Source organism: Pseudaeromonas sp. HNCC25DJ180, from assembly GCF_055413345.1.
Genome location: NZ_JBVAYF010000005.1, coordinates 45595 through 65679, shown reverse-complemented (window position 1 = coordinate 65679; position 20085 = coordinate 45595). Strand labels below are relative to the sequence as shown.

The window sequence follows — 20085 nt, the reverse complement described above, 5'->3', positions numbered from 1 at the left end:
CTCGATTAACTCCGGGGCTACTGCCACTCTCTATGGTAGGCGCCTAGGGTGGTTTGACTGCCCTCTGAGATGGCGGCCAACTGTTTATCCCAGGCGGTATGGACTTGATAGGCGGCCGGGTTTGCCAGGTAACTATCGATGGCCGCACGCCAGACTCTGGTTACCTGCTCCACATAGGCCGGGCTGCGTTGTCGACCTTCAATCTTCACCGAGCGGATACCGCAGGCAAATAACTCAGGCAACAAGGCTAAGGTATTGAGGCTGGTTGGCTCCTCCAGGGCGTGATAGAGCTGCTCGCCGACGCGATAGCGCCCCTTGCACAGTGTGGGGTAGCCCGCGTTTTCGCCCGGCCCATAACGGTCAATCAGTACCTCATTGAGCCGGGACTCCAGACCGCTGGCGGTCTCCTGCCAGCGGACGAAACGCGCCGGTGAGCAGGCCCCGACCGTATTGGGGCTCTCGCCTGTCATGTAGGAGGAGAGGTAGCAGCGTCCTTCGGCCATGATGCAGAGGCTGCCGAAGGCAAAGACCTCCAGCTCGGCCGTGGTGTCGCGGGAGAGCTGTTTGACTTGGTGCATGGAGAGCACCCGGGGCAGCACCACGCGTTGGATATTGAAATTCTCCTGATAAAACCGAATGGCCGCGCTGTTGGTGGCCGAGGCCTGGACCGAGAGGTGAAGCTCCATCTGTGGATAGGTGCGGTGGGCATAATCGAGCAGGGCAATATCGGCGATGATCAAGGCATCGGCGCCCAGGGCTACCGCTTTGTCGACGGCCTGATGCCAGCGCTTGGCTCCACCTGGATGAGCGAAGGTGTTGATGGCCACATGGAGCTTGCGCTGGTGCTGGTGGACATAGGCGACAGCCCGCTCCAGCTTCTTGTCATCAAAATTCAGACCGGCGAAGTGGCGGGCATTGGTATCGTCTTTAAAGCCGATAAAAACGGCATCAGCACCGTGGTCAACTGCGGCTTTGAGGGCGGGCAAGTTACCTGCAGGACAGAGCAGTTCCATAAACGCTTCCCGTTACAACTAAAGTGGGGCGATTGTAGAGAAGCTGAGGATGTGCAATTTTGACTTGCGGCAGTTTTATGTGTGCCAGCAGAATTAAAGTTGATTTCCAACAGAATTAATCTGGCTGCTATGTGGTTAGATGGTCGTTTTACAGCGGGAGAAGCTAACTGTGTTGACTCGAATTCATCGTGCCCTGGTGCAGACCGCCCCTAAGGCCCTGCGTTTGCCTATGCAGATGGTGCCTTTTGCGCTGCAGAAGCAGGTGATGCGTAAGGCCTTGACTCAAGTATTCAAAGAGGCCTTGGCGGAAGGGGACTTTGAGTTCTTACGGGGGAGTTGGTTGAAGCTGAGTGTCGAGGATGCGGGCTTATGCTGGTTTATTAGTTATCAGGATGAGGCCTTGCAGATCGCCGAGCAAATCGCACAACCCGATGTAACCTTCACCGCCTCGCTCAATGATCTGATCCTGATGGCCGCCCGCAAGGAAGATCCCGACTCGCTCTTCTTTCAGCGTCGCTTGAAGATAGAGGGGGATACTGAGCTGGGCCTGGAAGTCAAAAACCTGATCGACAGTCTGGATCTGGCGGTATTACCTGCCTTGCTGCAACGGGCTCTGGGTGATTTAGCCACCTTTATTCAACAAGGTACTAATCTGCAACAGAAAGGCGGGGCTGCTTCCGATCTGCGGACGGCCTAAGTCAGATGTGGTGTCTTTTCCGCTGAGTTCTGCGCTGGCCCAGGCGGTGTATATGACGTCTGTGTAGACAGATTAAAGCCCAGCCGAGCAGACAAAACGATGCTAGCTGTATGCCCAGGGGCAGCGGACTGCGCCACACCAGAATCACCAAGCCTATCTGCAAAAAAGGCATCAACTCATACAGCCATTCCGGTTGTAGCCAGAACTTGTGCGGGTAGAAGACAAGGTCACGTCGGCGGGCCGTGGAGCGCAAGATGCTGATGAGTGCTCCGCAGATATAAAACAGCAAGCCCCCCATTAGCAGCAGCTCCATGTTGCTGCGTAGCAGTAAGAGCCCCCCTGACAGGGTGTAGGTTAAGGGCAGCAGTTCGTAGATAAATAGGGGTAACATAAATGTGACCTGCTTCTACTTTATGTAAGGACAGAGTTGCCTCTTCGTTTAAAGATAGATGCGCAAGGTTACTTTTGCAAATTCGCTCCCCCTTGGTCTACGCCTAGGGGGAGGCGCATGTTACCATCCGCCACTAGTCGCTCGAGAACATGAAGCAATGTTAGATAATATTCGAATTGTCCTGGTGAACACCTCCCATACTGGCAACATAGGTTCCGCCGCCAGAGCCATGAAGACCATGGGCATCCATGAGCTGGTACTGGTCTCTCCCGTTGAGGCGATAGATGGTCAGGCCGTTTCCATGGCCGCCGGCGCCACAGACATCTTGGCGAATGCCCGAACCGTGACCACCCTGGCTGAGGCGGTGGCCGATTGCCAGCTAGTGATAGGGAGCAGCGCGCGCTCGCGAACTCTGGAGTGGCCCATGCTGGATCCTCGTGAAGCCGGCGCCAAGGCGATTGCGGAGTCTGCGCAGCATAAGGTCGCTTTTGTCTTTGGCCGCGAACGCACCGGGCTCACGAACGATGAGTTGCAGCAGTGTCATTTCCATGTCTGTATCCCAGCCAATCCTGAGTACAGCTCCTTGAATCTGGCCATGGCAGTGCAGACGCTCTGTTATGAAACCCGCATGAGTTGGCTCGCCGGACATGAAGTGGTGGTGAGTGATGAGGTATATCCCCAGCAGCAGGAGCTGGATCGTTTCTATGATCATCTGCAGCACACGCTACTGAACATTGGCTTCTTGCGTGCCGACCATCCGGGACAGGTGATGAGCAAGTTACGTCGACTCTATAACCGCAGCCGCCCCGACAGTCAGGAGCTCAACATACTGCGCGGCATACTGACGGCCGTTGAGAAATTTGGCCGGAGTAGTTGACTAGCTAGCATGGTTAAATACTTGACTCAAAAGGTCGGGCATGGGATTATCATCATAGCTTAATATGATAGGTGGATCTGCTATGCGACTGACTTCGAAAGGGCGTTATGCCGTAACCGCCATGCTGGATGTAGCCCTGCATGCCGAGTTGGGCCCGGTTCCGCTTGCGGATATTTCCGAGCGTCAGGGTATCTCGCTCTCCTATCTGGAGCAGCTCTTCTCCAAACTGCGGCGACAGGGGTTGGTCGCCAGTGTGCGCGGTCCAGGTGGTGGTTATCGCCTGGGTATGGCGCCTGCCGACATCTCGATTGGCAAGGTCATAGCCGCAGTGAATGAATCGGTTGATGCGACGCGTTGCCATGGACAAAACGGTTGCCAAGGCGGCACCCAGTGTTTGACTCATGCCTTATGGCGTGATCTCAGCGATCGCATCAGCAACTTTCTTGACGATATCACCTTGGCCGAGTTGGTAACCCAGGCTGACGTCAAACGTATCGCCGAGCATCAGGACAAGCATAAACAGGCCATTCCAGCCCAGGGTAACAAGCTGGAACTTGACCCCATCAGTGTGACACTGCAACTGGGTTGAGCCTCTGGCCTGTATGATATCGAGGTAATATTTGAATATGAAACTGCCTATCTATCTGGATTATTCCGCGACCACGCCGGCCGATCCCCGGGTCGCCGAGAAAATGATGCAATGCCTGACTCTGGATGGCATTTTTGGCAACCCTGCTTCTCGTTCGCACCGCTTTGGCTGGCAGGCTGAAGAGGTGGTCGATGAGGCGCGTAATCAGGTGGCTGAACTCATCGGTGCCGATCCCCGTGAAATTGTCTTTACCTCCGGGGCGACCGAATCCAATAACCTGGCCATCAAGGGCATAGCCCACTTTTACCGGAAACAGGGTAAGCACATTATTACCTGCAAGACCGAGCATAAGGCGGTTCTCGATCCTTGCCGTTATCTGGAAGGCGAGGGGTTTGAGGTGACTTATCTGGATCCACAGTCCAATGGTCTGGTTTCGCTGCAGCAAATTGAAGCCGCCATGCGCGATGACACCATTCTGCTGAGCCTGATGCACGTCAATAACGAAATTGGCGTCATTCAGGATGTGGCGGCCATAGGTGAGCTGTGTCGTGCTCGCAAAATCTTCTTTCATGTGGATGCTGCGCAGAGTCTGGGCAAAATTGCCATCGATGTAGAAGCGATGAAGATCGACTTGCTCTCCATGTCTGCTCACAAGATTTATGGCCCCAAGGGCATAGGTGCCCTGTTTGTGCGCCGTAAGCCGCGGGTGCGTCTGGAGGCCCAGATGCACGGTGGTGGACACGAGCGTGGCATGCGTTCCGGTACCCTGCCGACCCATCAGATAGTGGGTATGGGTGAGGCTTGCCGCATTGCGCGCCTGGAGATGGCCAGTGATGAAGAGCGGATCATGGCGTTGCGGGATCGTCTGTGGGATGGCATCAAGAATATTGAAGAGGTCTATATCAATGGCGATGTCAAACAGCGAGTTCCTGGCAATCTGAATGTCAGCTTTGCCTATGTAGAGGGTGAGTCGCTGATTATGGCGCTCAAGGATCTGGCGGTCTCTTCCGGTTCGGCTTGTACATCGGCTAGCTTGGAGCCTTCCTATGTGCTGCGCGCATTGGGTCTGAGCGATGAATTAGCACACAGCTCGATCCGTTTCTCCATCGGCCGTTTTACCACGGCAGAGGAGATCGATTATGCGGTGCAACTGATCAACGATTCGATCAGTCGTTTACGTGAACTATCCCCCCTGTGGGATATGTTCAAAGAGGGTGTTGACCTGAGCAAGGTTGAATGGGTACATCACTAAATCCGGTCAGATGCAGTTTGGAGGTGAGACATGGCATACAGTGAGAAAGTCATTGACCATTATGAAAACCCACGTAACGTAGGCTCCTTTGATAAGGATGACCCTAGCGTGGCTACGGGTATGGTCGGCGCACCGGCCTGTGGTGATGTGATGAAGTTGCAGCTCAAGATCAGCGATGCGGGCATCATAGAAGATGCAAAATTCAAGACCTATGGCTGTGGCTCGGCCATCGCGTCCAGCTCGTTAGTCACCGAATGGGTGAAGGGCAAGACCCTGGAGCAAGCCCAAGCCATCAAGAATACCGAGATTGCTGAAGAGCTGGCGTTGCCTCCGGTGAAAATCCACTGCTCTATCCTGGCGGAAGATGCCATCAAGGCGGCAATCTCTGACTATAAGAAGAAAAAAGGTCTCGAATAAGTACATTTAAGGTGAATGAGATGGCTGTAAGCATGACTGATGCCGCTGCTGAGCGGGTAAAAAAATTCCTGCAAAGCCGTGGTAAGGGCTTGGGGCTGCGCCTGGGGATCAAGACCTCGGGCTGTTCGGGCATGGCCTATGTGCTGGAGTTTGTCGACGAAGCCCAGCCCGATGATGAGATCTTCGAACTGCATGGTGTCAACATCATAGTCGACAGCAAAAGCCTCATTTACCTGGATGGCACCGAGCTCGACTTCGTTAAGGAAGGCCTTAACGAAGGTTTCAAATTCAATAATCCCAATGTGAAGGGAGCCTGTGGCTGCGGCGAGAGCTTCACTGTCTAGCCATGTGTTGTTGAGGGCTGAATGCGTGAATTATTTCGAGCTGTTTGCACAACCTTTGCAGTTTGAGCTGGATACGACTCAGTTGGCGGAGCACTACCGCCGACTGCAGCAGCAGTTCCACCCGGATCGCTACGCTGCGGCGCCTGATGCGGAACGTCTGGTTGCCTTGCAGCAGGCGGCGGAGATCAACAGCGGTTATCAGACGCTCAAAGACCCCCTGACTCGTGCCGAATATCTGCTTAGCCTGTTAGGCTTGGATATTCGAGGCGAGCAACACACTCTGCAGGATCCTGAGTTTCTCATGCAGCAGCTGGAGTGGCGTGAAGAGCTGGAAGCGCTGCGTGAGTCAGCCGATCCCGATGCGGCCATTCCCCTCTTTGCCCAACGTATTCATCGCGAATATCAGCGTTTGCTGACCATACTGACTCTGGCATTAGCGGTGCCAGAGCGCGAGGTGGCGGCCACCCAGATCCGTAAGCTCAAGTTCATCCGCAAGTTGCGTGAAGAGCTGGAGCGTCTCGAAGACTCTTTGATGGACCTTTGATTTTCCATGGCGTTATTACACATAGCTGAACCTGGCCAGAGCGCGGCACCCCATCAACACAAGTGGGCTGTGGGTATCGATCTGGGCACCACTAACTCCCTGGTGGCTGTCGTGCGCAGTGCCAGTGCCGAGACCTTGCCTGATGCGCAGGGGCGTCATCTACTCCCTTCGGTCGTCCAGTATCTGCCTGCCGGTATTCGGGTGGGTCATGAGGCCAAGGCCGATGCGGCCCTCGATCCACGCAATACCCTCTCCTCGATCAAGCGATTGATGGGCAAGTCGGCCACTGAGCGTGTATCGGCGCATCTACCTTACCAGTTTAGTGCCAGCGACAGTGGCATGGTCCAGATCGAGACTGTCATTGGCCCGGTGAATCCGGTTCAGGTGTCGGCCGAGGTGCTCAAGGCCCTGGCACAGCGCGCCAGCGAGAGCCTGGGTTCCGAGTTGGATGGAGTGGTCATCACGGTTCCTGCCTACTTCAATGATGGTCAGCGCCAAGCGACCAAGGATGCGGCCCGGCTTGCGGGGCTGCATGTGTTACGTCTGCTCAATGAGCCCACGGCGGCGGCCGTAGCCTATGGCTTGGACTCAGGCCAAGAGGGGCTGATTGCTGTCTATGACCTGGGCGGCGGCACTTTCGATATCTCAATCCTGCGCTTGCACCGGGGGGTGTTCGAAGTGCTCGCCACGGGCGGTGACTCGGCCTTGGGCGGCGATGATTTCGATCACCTGCTAGCCGATTGGTTGTTGGCTCAGGCCTCCCCAGTCGCGCCCTTGTCGCCCGAGCTGCAACGCCAATTGCTGGATCTGGCCTGTGCCACCAAGCAACAGCTCACCGAGTGCAACTCGGTGGCAGTCACCTTTGCCGGTTGGCAGGGTGAGGTGAGCCGCGGCTTGTTCGACTCGTTGATTGAACCCCTGGTGAAGAAGACCCTGCTGGCCTGTCGCCGCGCTCTGAAGGATGCTGCAGTCACAGCCGCTGAGGTGTTGGAAGTGGTGATGGTCGGCGGCTCGACCCGAGTGCCTCTGGTGCGCGCTCGGGTGGGTGAGTTTTTCGGCCGCACTCCCTTGACCAGCTTGGACCCAGATAAGGTGGTAGCGCTAGGCGCGGCCATTCAGGCCGATGTGCTGGTAGGCAACAAGCCTGATTCGGAGATGTTGCTGCTGGATGTGATCCCCCTCTCCCTGGGGCTGGAGACCATGGGGGGGCTAGTCGAGAAGATCATCCCGCGCAACACCACCATTCCCGTGGCGCGTGCTCAGGAGTTTACCACCTTCAAAGATGGGCAAACGGCCATGGCCATGCATGTGGTTCAGGGTGAGCGTGAGCTGGTGGCCGATTGCCGCTCTCTGGCGCGTTTTACCCTGCGAGACATCCCGCCCATGGCGGCGGGGGCGGCCCATATCCGCGTCACCTTCCAGGTGGATGCCGATGGCCTGCTCTCGGTCTCGGCGCTAGAGAAGAGCTCCGGTGCTCAGGCAGCCATAGAGGTGAAACCCTCCTATGGGCTGCATGAGGATGAGATAGCCAACATGCTGCGTGACTCCATGCAGTTTGCCCAGCAGGATATCCAGGCCCGCATGCTCGCTGAGCAGCAGGTTGACGCCGATCGGGTACTGGAGAGTGTGGGCCAGGCTCTGCTGCTGGATGGTGATGCTTTGCTGGAGCGGGGAGATCGAGCCGTGATCGATGCGGCCCTGGCCACACTGCGAACCTGCCGCCATGGTTCTGATGTGGATGCCATCAAGGCGGCGATTAGTGCAGTCGACCATGCCACCGCCGATTTTGCCGCCCGTCGGATGGATGCCTCCATCCGTAAAGCCCTGCAAGGGCAACAGATAGACAAGGTGTAATATGCCCAAGATTGTATTTCTTCCCCATGAGACACTCTGCCCTGAGGGGTTGGTGGTCGACGCGGCCAGCGGCGAGACGATTCTGGACGTGGCACTGCGACATCACATCGACATCGAACATGCTTGCGAGAAATCCTGCGCCTGCACCACCTGTCACTGCATAGTGCGTGAAGGGTTTGATTCCCTGGAACCCAGCGATGAGCTGGAGGATGACATGCTGGATAAGGCGTGGGGATTGGAGCCAGAGTCCAGACTCAGCTGCCAGGCCAAGGTGGCCGATGACGATCTGGTGGTGGATATTCCCAGGTACACCATCAATCTGGCATCGGAACGCCATTAATCGCGTTCGAGTCATTGACGGATGGCCTCATCTTTTGTTCTATCTCCTCATGTGTTGCTGACTGAACCCAAGAGAGTGTGCCAGTGTACCTCCCTAGCTGTATCTCAGTTGCTTTGACTCCCATACAGGCCGCATCCACCAGGATGTGGCCTTTTGCATTCATTTTTAGTTCACAAGGATAGCCATTGTTATGTCTGCCATCATGAAACTGCTTTTGACTGACCATACTGCCGAAGCTCAATGGGGCGAGAAGGCGTTGCTGAGTTTTCACCAACATGGCGCCTCCATCCACATCAGTGGCAATGAGGCTGAGTGTTTGCGGCTCATTCAACGGGCTGGACGGCGCTTGGATGGTCAGGGGATCAAGCAGGTCGCGCTGGTGGGGGGCGAGTGGGATTTAGAGCGGCGCTATGCCTTCTATCAGGGCTTCTATAACCCCAAAGCGGGACAGAGTCTCTATCTGGGCGAGATGCCTGCCGCCGAGCAGGCACAACTGGATGCGCTGCTGGAGGTGACCCGTTGGGTGCGGCAGATCACCAACGGTACACCGGACGAGGTTTACCCACAGATGCTGGCCGAGCAGGCGGCCACCTTTATCGGACAACAGGCTCCTGAGGCGACCAGCTACAGCATCATCAGTGGTGACGAGTTGAAGGCACTCGGTCATGTGGGTATCTATCAGGTGGGACGGGGCAGCGAGCGGGAGCCGGCGCTGCTGGTGCTGGACTACAACCCCAGTGGCAACCCGGATGCGCCAGTAGCGGCCTGTCTGGTGGGTAAGGGCATCACGTTTGATTCCGGTGGCTATAGCCTCAAGGGGTCGGACAACATGCTGCCGATGAAGTCAGATATGGGGGGCGCGGCCATGGTGAGTGGTGCCCTGGCGCTGGCTATTCGTCAGGGGCTCAAGGCGCGGGTCAAACTCTTCCTCTGCTGTGCCGAGAATCTGGTCAGCGGTCATGCCTTCAAGCTGGGTGACATCCTGACTTACCGTAACGGGGTGACTGTAGAGATCCTCAACACGGATGCGGAGGGGCGCCTGGTGTTGGCCGATGGTCTGCTCTGCGCCAGCGAGACGGGGGCCCAGCACATTCTGGATGCGGCCACCCTCACAGGGGCGGCCAAAGTGGCCTTGGGTCGGGACTATCATGCTATCCTGAGCCCGGATGAAAACCTCTCTTTGCAGCTATGTCGTTGGGCGCGCGAGGTCAATGAGAAGGCGTGGCCACTGCCCCTGGAGCCCTGGCATCTGGGCCTACTCAGCTCCAGCTTCGCCGAGCTGGGTAACGTGGCCTCGGCCGAGGGGTCGGCTGGGGCGACCACGGCGGCGGCTTTCCTCTCCCGCTTTGTTACCCCTGGGGTAAATTGGGTGCATATGGATTTGTCTGCCTCCTATCAGAAGAGCGGCAACGATCTCTGGGCGGCCGGCGCCAAGGGACATGGGGTGCGCACCATAGCCCACTGGCTACACGGCGTGGCCCGCTGATATGGCCACTACCTAGATGACCACATAGTCGGTCAGGCATGAAAAAGGGATGCATTAGCATCCCTTTGTTGTTTCTGTACGGCTAGGTTAGCGGGCGGTAAAGGAGGGGAGGTCATCCTCCGGATCCTCTTCATCCTTGACGCTCATCCTTGGCAGCAGCGGGCTCTTCCCTGCCTGCAGACCCGCCTCATGTTCACGGGCGATGAGGCTGGAGGGCGAGAGCTCCGGGATCAGCATCTCCTGCTCCGGGCTGCTCTCATCTTGGGCGCGGAAGGCGGGCTCTGGCTTAGCTGCACTGCCTGGCTGAAATTGGGCGCTGCGACCATAGGAGCTCAAGGGGGAGCGGCTTGCCGGTGGTGATGTGATGACCGGGGCTGCTGGCTGCGCGGCTAGCGGCATTTTCTGCTGCGCGTTGTAGGGCGCTGACCCCGGCTGGTGCGGGTGGGTTGGTGTCGGTCGGCTTGGCTCTGGTTGAGACTTGGCGGCGCTAAAGGCTGAGGAAGTTGGGCTCACTCCTCTGGGTTTATCGGTACGAATAAATCCGGTGCTGCTCTGGGTGATGCTCGCCTGGCTCGGTATGGGTTCGGGCCGTCCCTGGCGGCTGGCGGCGGCCAGGGGTTCGCTGGCTAGCGGGGCGCGCGCGCCCAATTCGGCCGGATGGGCAGATAGGGGACGCTGGCGCGGGTGTTCCTGTGGGCGTACCGGTTGTGACGCGGGCTCACTGGGGCGCAGGCTGGCTCGGGTGGGGTGGGTGCCCGGTATGGCCTTGGGTAGGGGGGCGCGCTGTACTTGAGGCGAGCGGGCAACCGGAGCGCGTTCATGGCTGAAGGCGCTCGAAGGCGTATTGCTAATGGGTTGAGATGGGCGTGCCTGAGGCGTGCTGGGTGCGTGATAGTTGCTACGGGGTGCTGGTGTCGACTGGGGCTGTGTTGATGCTGCCAGAGCGGGGGGGGGCAGCGGTGTGCTCTTGAGTGAGTCGGGTGTCGCCGGGAGTGGTTTACCCAGCGTCAGGCGTTGCCCAAGCCGGGCACTTTGCACTCCCAGCTCAATCAACTCCATTACCAGCGCCGCCTCTTCGGCTTTGACCGGAACCGGCGTACCGCGCTGGATAGCTTGCTGCATGCCGCGATAGAACTCCAGATAACAGCCCGGCTGATTGGTAATAGTCTGGATGCGTCGTTCCTCGCCTGCGACAGTGACCAGCTGACCTGGCTGCGGGTCTATGCCAAACCCTTCGTCAGTCGGTAGCCGCCCCTGCTTGAGCTGCTCTTCCTGGGTATCGAGACCGTACTTGTGATAGCTGCCCAGACGACCATGGAGAGTGAAACGGGGAGTATGGTGGGGAACCTGGGTACTGGCATGGAGGATCACCCGGCGTTCACCATATTGCAGCACGGCATGGAAGTAGTCGTCGGTCTGAGCTCCCGGCCGCTGCTGGGCCAGATCCAGCCAGAGGGTATCCGGTTTGCCAAACAGTTGCAGACTCTGATCCAACAGGTGAGCGCCTAAATCGTACCAAAGACCGCTACCGGCTACGGCCTGCTCACGCCAGCGATCACGGACCTCAGGTCGAAAGCGATCAAAATGGGATTCAAAGTGCAGAACTTCCCCCAATTCGCCTTTGGCCAGCAGTCGGCGCAGGGTCAAGAAGTCGGCGTCCCAACGGCGATTGTGAAAGATGCTCAGTTGCAGATCCTGGGCATGAGCCAGCGCGATAAGCTCCTTGGCTTCCTGGTGGCTTAGGGTGAAGGGTTTATCTACCACAACATGTTTGCCGGCTAACAGGGCTGCCTTGGCCAGGGAAAAGTGGGTGTCGTTAGGCGTGGCTATCACCACCAGATCGATATCTGGGGCGGCCAGCATGGCTTCTGGCGTGGGGTAGTGGCTGACGGCCGGCCAATCACGCTTGACCTTGTTGGCATCACGCGACGTGATGGCGTGGAGACGAATTCCCGGAGTGCTGTTGAGCAGGGGGGCGTGCAAGGTTTTGCCGGCATAGCCATAACCAATCAAGCCAGCATTGATAAATTCGAGCATGAATTCCTCCAGGGAACCGGAATTAAAAAGTACGCAAGATGAACACTTGGCAGGCGGCTACAGGGTAGCAAACTGGGGATGGGGACGAAAGTCGGCAAGCGGCTTTGCCTGAAGGTGAGCAGAGTGGCAACCACGGCGCGCCAGGCTTGCTTATTAAGTGAGAGAGAGGTAAAAGTTTTAACAAAAAATAAACCTGGTTCAGGTTCTAGGCCAAGCTTGCCATATACTCTGGCCTGACTGTTGATACTCATTTTCGTCTGAAGGATCTCTCATGGCTATAGAACGCACCTTTTCCATCATTAAACCCGATGCGGTAGGCCGTAATCTGATCGGCGACATTTATCACCGTTTTGAAAATGCAGGCTTGTGCATTCTCGCCGCCAAGATGCTGCACCTGACCCGTGAACAGGCCGAAGGCTTCTACGCCGAGCATCAGGGCAAGCCCTTTTTCGACCCCTTGATCAAGTTCATGACCTCAGGACCCATCATGGTTCAGGTACTGGAAGGCGAAGAGGCCATCCGCCGTCATCGTGAGGTCATTGGCGCCACCGATCCGAAAAAAGCTCAGGCCGGAACCATTCGTGCCGACTATGCGGCCTCTGTGCAGCAAAACGCGGTACATGGCTCTGACAGCATCCCCTCTTCAGAACGTGAAATCGCCTATTTCTTCACCGATGGTGAAATCTGCCCGCGTACCCGCTGAATTCGTTCGCGTGTGAATCTTATCCTCTGACAAGGGAGCCTAGGCTCCCTTTTTCATGGCCGTTGCGCCATGAAATAGCCGGATAAAGCGTAAGTGGAAAGCATCAGGTAATATTTGTACAATGCGCCCCCTTTCCCATGGTTTCCCCATGTGGCGTCGGGCCTTGCCCCCTTGCTCTGCTTCGGCAGCAAGCTGAGGCTGTGTCGATTGTTCAACCTGGTCATCCTGGAGCTTTATATGAGCGAGACTAAAATCAACCTGCTGGATCTGGATCGTAAGGCCATGCGCGCCTTGTTTGCCGATATGGGTGAGAAACCCTTTCGTGCCGATCAGATCATGAAGTGGATCTATCACTTCGGCTGTGATGATTTTTCCCAGATGACCAATGTGAACAAGGTGCTTAGAGAAAAACTCGGCCGTATCGCCGAAATCCGCGCGCCGGCGATCAGCCGCGAGCAACGTTCGACCGATGGCACCATCAAGTGGGCCATGCTGGTGGGCGATCAGGAAGTGGAAACTGTCTACATACCCGAAGAGGACAGGGCCACCCTGTGTATCTCATCCCAGGTGGGATGTGCTCTGGAGTGTAAGTTTTGCTCGACGGCACAGCAGGGCTTTAATCGTAATTTGCGAGTGTCTGAAATTATCGGCCAGGTCTGGCGGGCGGCCAGTGTCATCGGTTTTTGCAAAGAGACAGGCAAGCGCCCCATTACCAACGTGGTGCTGATGGGGATGGGCGAGCCGCTACTCAATCTGGCCAATGTGGTGCCAGCCATGGAGCTGATGCTCGATGATCTGGGCTTTGGCCTCTCCAAGCGTCGGGTGACCATCTCTACTTCAGGGGTCGTTCCGGCCCTGGACAAGCTGGGGGACCTCATCGATGTGGCGCTGGCCATCTCGTTGCATGCCCCCAATGACCAGTTGCGCTCGGAGATCATGCCGATCAACGATAAATACAATATTCAAGAGTTCCTGGCCGGGGTGCGCCGTTATCTGACCAAGTCCAATGCTAACCAGGGCAAGGTGACGGTGGAGTATGTGCTGCTGGATCATATCAATGATGATATGCAGCAGGCTCACGAGTTAGCGGAGCTGTTGAAAGATACCCCCAGCAAGATCAATCTTATTCCTTTTAACCCCTTTCCGGGCAATCCCTATGGCAAACCAAGCAATAGCCGGATCGATCGTTTCGCCAAGGTGCTGATGGAATACGGTTATGTGGTCATAGTGCGTAAGACCCGTGGCGATGACATTGATGCCGCCTGTGGTCAGTTGGTGGGTGATGTCATCGACAGAACCAAGCGAACCATGAAAAAACGGATGCAAGATGAGGCGATTTCCGTCAAAATGCTTTGAAATCCAGTCCGTTATTGCTGATTAAAATGAAAAAAAGCATCTTGATTGCATGGGCGCTGCTGATGGCTCTGCCCGGCTGTGTAACGGAAACGACCCTCGTTGGTAAGAATAGTGATCGCACCGAAGGGAAAATAGACACCCAGACGGCGGCGAAGACCCGACTGAATCTTGCTATGGGCTACCTGCGTAAGGGGGATATGGCTCAGGCCAAGTTTAATCTGGATAAAGCCTCCGAGTTTGATCCGACCAACCCTGATATATTGCTCACCAAGGCTTATTACTTCCAGACGGTGGGAGATAATGTTGATGCCGAACGTAGCTACAAAGAGGCGCTCTCCCAGTATCCTAACAACGCTGATGCCATGAACAATTTTGGGGTTTTCCTCTGTGCCAACAAGCGTTATGCCGAGGCCGATAGCCAGTTCATGAGGGCGGTGGAACAACCCGATTACATCCGCATGGAAGATACCTATGAAAATGCGGCTTCATGCGCAGCTCAGTCTGGAGATAAAGCCAAAGCGGCGCGTTACTTCGACGTTGCTTTGGGGTACAGTCCACTCAATGCCAAGTTATTGTTAGAAGCCGCCGAGTTGGCGCTCTCGACCAATAACCATACCAAGGCTGCCGAGTATATGCAGCGTTTTAGCCAGGGCGGCCATGATAGTGCCCAAAGTCTTTGGTTAAAATTGCAACTAGCACAGGCTCAGGGCGAGCTAGCGCAGCTGCATAAATATGGTAACGACCTGGTACAACAATTCCCCCAATCCGCGCAAGCCAAAAGATATTTGAATAATGACTATTGAACAACAAGACACGCCACGCAACGATCTTCCGAAGCTAGACGGTCCGGGTAGTTTATTGCGAGCAGGGCGTGAAGCTCGCGGCTTGAGTCAACAAGAGGTTGCCTCACGTCTTAATTTACGCCTCTCCTTGGTGCGCGACATAGAGCAGGATCGTTTCGATCAACGTACGGCCAGTACCTTCACTCGGGGTTATCTTAAGACTTACGCCAAGTTGGTTGGAATACCCGAGGAGCTGGTGGTTGCAGCTTATGAACGGCTGGGCTTTACCGAGGTCAAGTATGCTGAAATGCATAGTTTTTCGGGCCGGACTCGACTAGAGGCCAATGAAAATCGCTTTCGACTCTTCTCCTGGCTGCTATTTATCGGCTTGGGTGTCGGTATCCTCTACTTCATCTGGGCACAACCGGCGGAGAAACCAACGGTTGTGACCATGAGTGAACAGGGGGCGGTAGAACAAGAGGGGATAGCGCCCGAACAGGGCGATCCTCAGGTCGCGATCCAATCCACTCTCTCTATCGCCGATCCTAATCCAGCTGGTGCGGACGAGGATAGTAACGTTGACGAGGCGGGTGTAACGGCCTCCTCGGCTCAGAGCGTGGCACCTGTGGCAACAGCGGCTCAAGCCTCAGCTGCTGTTAGCAGCAGCCCGATAGCGGCTGTTTCTGCTGCCGAGAGTGTGGCAACTCCGGCGACGACCACAGAGACCACTGCTGCGGCGACTATCGCAGCACTGACCGGAGATCTGGTCCTCAATTTCACTGATGACTGTTGGCTGAAAGTGGCCGATGCGACCGGTAAGGTGTTGCTCGAAGGTGTGCGTAAACCGGGCCAGCAACAGGCTTTGAGTGGTAAAGCACCGTTTAAATTGACAGTGGGAGCGCCTAAGGCTGTTTCCATCACATTTCAGGGGCAACCGGTTAATATGCAAAATTTTCCGGTTGGCCGCGTAGCCCGTTTCGAGTTGCCGTTAAAGAATTGAGTCATTGAGTCTATGAGTCAGCACACCTCTCCTATCAAGCGTCGTCTCTCCAAACAAATCATGGTCGGTAATGTTCCTGTTGGCGGCAATGCGCCCATCACGGTGCAAACCATGACCAATACCCGGACTACCGATGTTGCCGCTACGGTTGCGCAAATCCAGGCGGTCGCGCGGGCTGGGGCCGACATAGTGCGGGTTTCGGTGCCGACTATGGAGGCAGCAGAAGCCTTCAAGCTCATCAAACAGCAAGTCTCTATTCCGGTTGTGGCCGACATTCACTTCGATTTTCGCATTGCCCTCAAAGTGGCGGAATATGGTGCCGATTGTTTGCGCATCAATCCGGGCAACATTGGCAAAGAAGATCGTGTGCGCTCCGTAGTGGATTGTGCTCGGGATCTGGGTATTCCGATCCGTATCGGTGTCAATGGCGGCTCTTTGGAAAAAGAGCTGATGGATAAGTATGGTGAGCCGACGGCTGAGGCGCTGGTCGAGTCAGCTATGCGCCATGTGGATATTCTGGATCGTCTCAACTTTGATCAGTTCAAGGTCAGCGTTAAGGCCTCGGATCTGTTTCTGGCAGTGGGCGCGTATCGCCTGCTGGCTCAGCAGATCGAGCAGCCCCTGCATCTGGGGATCACCGAGGCGGGTGGTTTTCGTGCTGGTGCAGTCAAGTCGTCGATTGGCTTGGGTATGCTGCTGATGGACGGTATTGGCGATACCTTGCGCATCTCTTTGGCCGCAGATCCGGTCGAAGAGGTCAAGGTGGGTTTTGATATTCTCAAGTCGTTACGTATCCGGGCGCGAGGTATCAACTTCATTGCATGTCCCTCCTGCTCCCGTCAGGAGTTCGATGTTATCGGTACCGTCAATGAGCTGGAGCAGCGCCTCGAGGACATAACCACACCCATGGATGTCTCCATCATAGGTTGTGTGGTCAATGGTCCGGGTGAGGCACTGATTTCCGATCTGGGTCTGGCGGGCGCTAACAAGAAGAGTGCATTCTACGAGCAGGGCGAACGGGTTGATCGCCTGGATAATGATACCCTGATTGATTCGCTGGAAGCGCGGATCCGGGCACGTGCTGCGCGCCTGGATGAACGAAATCGCATCCAGATCGATGAGGCGTGAGTTGAGGGCGACCCTAGGGTCGCCTTTTCGCCCTTTATTTTACCTGGCTGAGGAAAGTTCCTATAATGCGGCCAGTTTTCCCCTAGCATCCTAACGCATTCGAGATTAGACGTGGCTAAACAGATCCAAGCAATTCGCGGTATGAATGACTGCTTGCCGGAGCAGAGTCCCCTTTGGCAACTGGTTGAGTCCACCTTGCGCCAGGTTGTTGCGTCCTATGGTTACGCCGAGATGCGTATGCCTATCGTCGAGATGACCAACCTGTTTCAGCGCGCCATAGGTGAGGTGACTGATGTGGTTGAGAAGGAGATGTATACCTTCGACGACCGCAATGGTGATAGCCTGACTCTGCGCCCGGAAGGGACGGCCGGTTGCGTTCGTGCTTGTGTGGAGCATGGTCTGGTCTATAACCAGGAGCGCCGGGTATGGTATATCGGCCCCATGTTCCGTCATGAACGTCCCCAGAAGGGTCGTTATCGTCAGTTTCATCAATTCGGTGTCGAAGTCTTCGGCCTGCATGGCCCGGATGTCGATGCTGAACTCATCATGATGACCGCCAGATTGTGGAAGACCTTTGGCATCAGCGAACATCTGACCCTGCAGCTCAACACCTTGGGTTCGTCTGAGGAGCGTGTCTGCTACCGTGATGCGTTAGTCGCATTTTTGGAGCAGCACAAGGAGAAGCTGGATGAGGATTGCCAGCGGCGCATGTACACTAACCCGCTGCGTGTGCTCGACACCAAAGATCAGACCATCCAGGCTTTGTTGGCCGATGCGCCACGCATTGCCGACTACTTTGGCGAAGAGACCCGCCAGCACTTTGTCGGGTTACAGCAGATGTTGGATCAGGCTGGCATAGCGTACGAGGTGAATGATCGTCTGGTGCGTGGGCTTGATTACTACAACTACACGGTATTTGAGTGGGTCACCAGCAGCCTGGGCTCTCAGGGCACTGTCTGTGGTGGTGGTCGGTACGATGGCCTGGTGGAACAGTTGGGTGGTCAGGCGACGCCTGCCGTTGGTTTTGCCATGGGTCTGGAACGTCTGGTGTTGCTGCTGGAAACCCTGGGCTGTACCAACGGGGTTGCCCGTCAGGTTGATGTCTACCTCTGCATGGTAGGTGAAGGAACTCAGAGTGCCGGTATGCTGTTGGCAGAGCAGTTGCGCGATGCCTTGCCTACACTGCGTCTGATGACACACAGTGGCGGTGGCAATTTTAAGAAACAGATTAAACGTGCCGACAAGGTCGGGGCGGAAATAGCGCTGATTTTAGGGGAAGCCGAGCTGGCCAATGGCGAGATAGGCATCAAGTATTTGCGAGAACAAGGCGAGCAGCAGGCACTGAAGTTGGACCAAGTGATCCAGCGCCTGGCCGGCAAAGGAGAATAATAAATGGAAATCTATAACAGCGATGAACAGCAGGCCGAGGCGATCAAGGCTTGGTGGAAAGAGAATGGTAAGGCCATCTTGGTCGGAGCAACCCTGGGTCTGGTGGGGATGTTCGGCTGGCGTTACTACAACGAGTATCGCCAGGGGCAGATGGAGCAAGGTGCCATTGCCTATCAACAGGTGATCAAGCAGCTGACTGAGGGTAAGGATAAAGCCTTCCCAACGGTAGCAACTTTTGCCAAGGAGCATGCTGGTTCCAGCTATGGTGACCTGGCTGCACTGCAGTTGGCTGCTGCTGCGGTCAAGGCCGGCAAGCTGGATCTGGCCGCCGAGCAGTTACAACAGGTCGCTGAAAAGGGCAACAGCGATGCGGTTAAGCCGGTTGCCGCGGTACGCCTGGCACGAGTGCTGGGTGAACAGGGCAAATTTGCTGATGCGCAGAAGCGTCTGGATGGGGTGACTCTCGCTGCTTACAAGGCTACTGTGGCCGAAGTGCGCGGGGATCTTTACCTCAAGCAGGGGGATAAGGCCAAGGCCATGGCGGCCTATCAACAAGCTGCCGCGGCAGGGGGCGAGAAGAGCAGCCCTGAGTTGCGCATCAAGCTTGATGATATGGCGGTCCCCAAGTCTCCCGTAACAGAAGAGAAAACCAATGCATAACTGGTTAAAACATCTGGCGATGACGTTGGCTGCGGGAGCCGTATTGCAGGGCTGCTCGCTGTTCAACTCGGAGACGGATGTGGTGAAGATGGCGCCTGTACCCCAGGTGTCATCCCGCTTCGAGCCGGAGGTGTTGTGGAGTCGTTCGGTCGGCAGTGGTGTCGGCAAGTTCTACTCCCAGCTTAGCCCGGTCGTGGCCGATGAGAGCGTCTTCGCGGCCGCCCGGGATGGTGATGTCGAGGCCTTCGACAAGAAGAGTGGCGACCGTCTCTGGTCTATCGATTTGGGTGACCAACCGGAAAACGCCGAAAAACGGAGTGCTCGCCTCTCCGGTGGGCTCACGGCTTTCTATGGCAAGCTCTATCTGGGATCGGAAAATGGTTATGTGTATGCCATTGACCAGAAGGATGGCAAGCTGCTGTGGAGTCGGCGGGTGCCGGGTGAAGTCATCGCCGCGCCTGCTGCGGATGCCGGGCGTGTGGTGGTGGTTACCAGTTCAGGTAAGCTGCTAGCACTGGATGCCGAGAAGGGCGATATCCTGTGGAATACCGGTGATGACCAACCCAACCTGACATTGCGTGGGCAATCCGCCCCCATTATGGCGGCGGGCGGGGTTATCTACGGTCGCGCCGATGGCCGGGTGGGTGTCGTACTGCTGGAAAACGGTATGCTGGCCAATGTGTCGCGTGTCGCCTCTCCTCGTGGCTCCACCGAGTTGGAGCGGATGGTCGATGTCGATGCCCAGCCTGTGGTGCTTGGCGATGAGCTCTATGCCGTCGCTTACAACGGTCAGTTGGTCGCTCGTAAGCTGATGACGGGTGAAGAGATCTGGAAACGGAAGTACTCCTCCTATGAGAACATGGGAGTTGGCGTTCTGGAATTGGTGCTGACTGACGCCAAGAGTCATGTCTATGCCGTCGACCGAAGTAACGGCTCCGAGAAGTGGGTCAATACACTCCTCTCTTATCGCAATCTGACGGCTCCCTTAAGCTTTGGTGATTATGTGCTGGTGGGGGATAGCGAGGGCTATCTCTATTGGCTGGATGATGCCGATGGCAAGATAGTGGCCATGCAAGAGTTAGACAGCAAGGGGTTATATACGGCGCCAGTTGCCGATGGTGATGTGGTCTATGTCCAGACCCGCAGCGGTGATTTGGTGGCGCTCAAACGCCCCTGAGTCCAGTTCAACATGTTAGTTTATGGCTCCTGATCCAGGATCAGGGGCC

At 56.2% G+C, this 20085-nt stretch carries 21 protein-coding genes; 18 read left to right on the top strand and 3 right to left on the bottom strand.

Translation table 11 applies throughout. From position 1 onward, the window contains the following. Positions 1-17: 17 nt before the first annotated feature. On the bottom strand, positions 18-1013 hold the full coding sequence (gene ubiU, locus ACZYTD_RS05850) for a ubiquinone anaerobic biosynthesis protein UbiU (protein ID WP_463890234.1): 996 nt from the start codon (positions 1011-1013) through the stop codon (positions 18-20). A gap of 169 nt (positions 1014-1182) precedes the next feature. Between ubiU and ubiT the strand changes: the two genes are divergently transcribed. Then, positions 1183-1710 carry a ubiquinone anaerobic biosynthesis accessory factor UbiT gene (ubiT, locus tag ACZYTD_RS05845; RefSeq protein WP_463890232.1) on the top strand — a complete coding sequence of 176 codons (528 nt, stop codon included), beginning with the start codon at positions 1183-1185 and terminating at the stop codon, positions 1708-1710. Between the two features lies 1 nt (position 1711). Here ubiT and ACZYTD_RS05840 read toward each other — a convergent pair whose 3' ends face one another. Then, the gene (locus ACZYTD_RS05840) at positions 1712-2101 is read right to left on the bottom strand and encodes a hypothetical protein (protein WP_463890230.1); all 390 of its coding nucleotides are present in this window, start codon (positions 2099-2101) and stop codon (positions 1712-1714) included. 157 nt (positions 2102-2258) lie between these two features. On the opposite strand from ACZYTD_RS05840, the gene trmJ reads away from it, so the two are divergent. The 9 genes from trmJ (at position 2259) to pepB (ending at position 9804) form a co-directional block, all read left to right on the top strand. Next, on the top strand, positions 2259-2978 hold the full coding sequence (gene trmJ / locus ACZYTD_RS05835; RefSeq protein WP_463890228.1) for a tRNA (cytosine(32)/uridine(32)-2'-O)-methyltransferase TrmJ: 720 nt from the start codon (positions 2259-2261) through the stop codon (positions 2976-2978). Between the two features lie 82 nt (positions 2979-3060). Next, entirely contained in the window at positions 3061-3567 is a 507-nt protein-coding gene (gene iscR / locus ACZYTD_RS05830; RefSeq protein WP_463890226.1) for a Fe-S cluster assembly transcriptional regulator IscR, read from the top strand. A gap of 37 nt (positions 3568-3604) precedes the next feature. Beyond that, positions 3605-4819, top strand: coding sequence for an IscS subfamily cysteine desulfurase (locus ACZYTD_RS05825; protein WP_463890224.1), 1215 nt, complete (start codon positions 3605-3607; stop codon positions 4817-4819). Positions 4820-4849: 30 nt separating this feature from the next. Beyond that, the gene (gene iscU / locus ACZYTD_RS05820) at positions 4850-5236 is read left to right on the top strand and encodes a Fe-S cluster assembly scaffold IscU (protein WP_463890222.1); all 387 of its coding nucleotides are present in this window, start codon (positions 4850-4852) and stop codon (positions 5234-5236) included. Between the two features lie 20 nt (positions 5237-5256). After that, on the top strand, positions 5257-5580 hold the full coding sequence (gene iscA, locus ACZYTD_RS05815) for an iron-sulfur cluster assembly protein IscA (RefSeq protein ID WP_463890220.1): 324 nt from the start codon (positions 5257-5259) through the stop codon (positions 5578-5580). A 25-nt stretch (positions 5581-5605) separates the two neighbouring features. Beyond that, a complete protein-coding gene (gene hscB, locus ACZYTD_RS05810; RefSeq protein ID WP_463890218.1) occupies positions 5606-6124 on the top strand; it encodes a co-chaperone HscB in 519 nt (172 codons plus the stop codon). A 6-nt stretch (positions 6125-6130) separates the two neighbouring features. After that, complete coding sequence (gene hscA, locus ACZYTD_RS05805; protein ID WP_463890216.1) at positions 6131-7978, top strand: Fe-S protein assembly chaperone HscA; 1848 nt, start codon at positions 6131-6133, stop codon at positions 7976-7978. Position 7979: 1 nt separating this feature from the next. Next, positions 7980-8318: an ISC system 2Fe-2S type ferredoxin gene (gene fdx / locus ACZYTD_RS05800; RefSeq protein ID WP_463890214.1), complete on the top strand. Its 339-nt coding sequence runs from the start codon at positions 7980-7982 to the stop codon at positions 8316-8318. A 190-nt stretch (positions 8319-8508) separates the two neighbouring features. Next, on the top strand, positions 8509-9804 hold the full coding sequence (pepB, locus tag ACZYTD_RS05795; protein WP_463890212.1) for an aminopeptidase PepB: 1296 nt from the start codon (positions 8509-8511) through the stop codon (positions 9802-9804). Between the two features lie 87 nt (positions 9805-9891). On the opposite strand, the gene ACZYTD_RS05790 is transcribed toward pepB, so the two are convergent. Further along, positions 9892-11841, bottom strand: coding sequence for an oxidoreductase (locus ACZYTD_RS05790; RefSeq protein ID WP_463890210.1), 1950 nt, complete (start codon positions 11839-11841; stop codon positions 9892-9894). 271 nt (positions 11842-12112) lie between these two features. Between ACZYTD_RS05790 and ndk the strand changes: the two genes are divergently transcribed. From ndk to bamB, 8 genes are all read left to right on the top strand, one after another. Continuing rightward, positions 12113-12544 (top strand): nucleoside-diphosphate kinase, encoded by a 432-nt coding sequence (gene ndk, locus ACZYTD_RS05785; RefSeq protein WP_463890208.1) that lies wholly within the window; start codon positions 12113-12115, stop codon positions 12542-12544. Positions 12545-12781: 237 nt separating this feature from the next. Next, positions 12782-13900, top strand: coding sequence for a dual-specificity RNA methyltransferase RlmN (gene rlmN, locus ACZYTD_RS05780; RefSeq protein WP_463890206.1), 1119 nt, complete (start codon positions 12782-12784; stop codon positions 13898-13900). After that, complete coding sequence (gene pilW / locus ACZYTD_RS05775) at positions 13897-14703, top strand: type IV pilus biogenesis/stability protein PilW (protein ID WP_463890204.1); 807 nt, start codon at positions 13897-13899, stop codon at positions 14701-14703. Before rlmN ends, pilW begins: the two co-directional genes overlap by 4 nt. Then, complete coding sequence (rodZ, locus tag ACZYTD_RS05770) at positions 14693-15682, top strand: cytoskeleton protein RodZ (protein ID WP_463890202.1); 990 nt, start codon at positions 14693-14695, stop codon at positions 15680-15682. The genes pilW and rodZ overlap by 11 nt, the downstream gene beginning before the upstream one ends. 12 nt (positions 15683-15694) lie before the next feature. Beyond that, positions 15695-16810 carry a flavodoxin-dependent (E)-4-hydroxy-3-methylbut-2-enyl-diphosphate synthase gene (gene ispG, locus ACZYTD_RS05765; protein WP_463890200.1) on the top strand — a complete coding sequence of 372 codons (1116 nt, stop codon included), beginning with the start codon at positions 15695-15697 and terminating at the stop codon, positions 16808-16810. Positions 16811-16921: 111 nt separating this feature from the next. Continuing rightward, positions 16922-18199, top strand: coding sequence for a histidine--tRNA ligase (hisS, locus tag ACZYTD_RS05760; protein ID WP_463890198.1), 1278 nt, complete (start codon positions 16922-16924; stop codon positions 18197-18199). Between the two features lie 3 nt (positions 18200-18202). Further along, positions 18203-18859, top strand: a complete 657-nt coding sequence (locus ACZYTD_RS05755; RefSeq protein ID WP_463890196.1) for a YfgM family protein — start codon at positions 18203-18205, stop codon at positions 18857-18859. Continuing rightward, positions 18852-20036 carry an outer membrane protein assembly factor BamB gene (gene bamB / locus ACZYTD_RS05750; RefSeq protein ID WP_463890194.1) on the top strand — a complete coding sequence of 395 codons (1185 nt, stop codon included), beginning with the start codon at positions 18852-18854 and terminating at the stop codon, positions 20034-20036. Before ACZYTD_RS05755 ends, bamB begins: the two co-directional genes overlap by 8 nt. The last annotated feature ends 49 nt before the right edge of the window (positions 20037-20085 follow it).

Excerpts from the sequence above, each read along its gene's own strand:
- ubiU (WP_463890234.1), bottom strand. The coding sequence starts at position 1,013 with ATGGAACTGCTCTGTCCTGCAGGTAACTTGCCCGCCCTCAAAGCCGCA.
- ACZYTD_RS05840 (WP_463890230.1), bottom strand. The coding sequence starts at position 2,101 with ATGTTACCCCTATTTATCTACGAACTGCTGCCCTTAACCTACACCCTG.
- trmJ (WP_463890228.1), top strand. The coding sequence starts at position 2,259 with ATGTTAGATAATATTCGAATTGTCCTGGTGAACACCTCCCATACTGGC.
- iscR (WP_463890226.1), top strand. The coding sequence starts at position 3,061 with ATGCGACTGACTTCGAAAGGGCGTTATGCCGTAACCGCCATGCTGGAT.
- ACZYTD_RS05825 (WP_463890224.1), top strand. The coding sequence starts at position 3,605 with ATGAAACTGCCTATCTATCTGGATTATTCCGCGACCACGCCGGCCGAT.
- iscU (WP_463890222.1), top strand. The coding sequence starts at position 4,850 with ATGGCATACAGTGAGAAAGTCATTGACCATTATGAAAACCCACGTAAC.
- iscA (WP_463890220.1), top strand. The coding sequence starts at position 5,257 with ATGGCTGTAAGCATGACTGATGCCGCTGCTGAGCGGGTAAAAAAATTC.
- hscA (WP_463890216.1), top strand. The coding sequence starts at position 6,131 with ATGGCGTTATTACACATAGCTGAACCTGGCCAGAGCGCGGCACCCCAT.
- fdx (WP_463890214.1), top strand. The coding sequence starts at position 7,980 with ATGCCCAAGATTGTATTTCTTCCCCATGAGACACTCTGCCCTGAGGGG.
- pepB (WP_463890212.1), top strand. The coding sequence starts at position 8,509 with ATGTCTGCCATCATGAAACTGCTTTTGACTGACCATACTGCCGAAGCT.
- ACZYTD_RS05790 (WP_463890210.1), bottom strand. The coding sequence starts at position 11,841 with ATGCTCGAATTTATCAATGCTGGCTTGATTGGTTATGGCTATGCCGGC.
- ndk (WP_463890208.1), top strand. The coding sequence starts at position 12,113 with ATGGCTATAGAACGCACCTTTTCCATCATTAAACCCGATGCGGTAGGC.
- rlmN (WP_463890206.1), top strand. The coding sequence starts at position 12,782 with ATGAGCGAGACTAAAATCAACCTGCTGGATCTGGATCGTAAGGCCATG.
- rodZ (WP_463890202.1), top strand. The coding sequence starts at position 14,693 with ATGACTATTGAACAACAAGACACGCCACGCAACGATCTTCCGAAGCTA.
- ispG (WP_463890200.1), top strand. The coding sequence starts at position 15,695 with ATGAGTCAGCACACCTCTCCTATCAAGCGTCGTCTCTCCAAACAAATC.
- ACZYTD_RS05755 (WP_463890196.1), top strand. The coding sequence starts at position 18,203 with ATGGAAATCTATAACAGCGATGAACAGCAGGCCGAGGCGATCAAGGCT.
- bamB (WP_463890194.1), top strand. The coding sequence starts at position 18,852 with ATGCATAACTGGTTAAAACATCTGGCGATGACGTTGGCTGCGGGAGCC.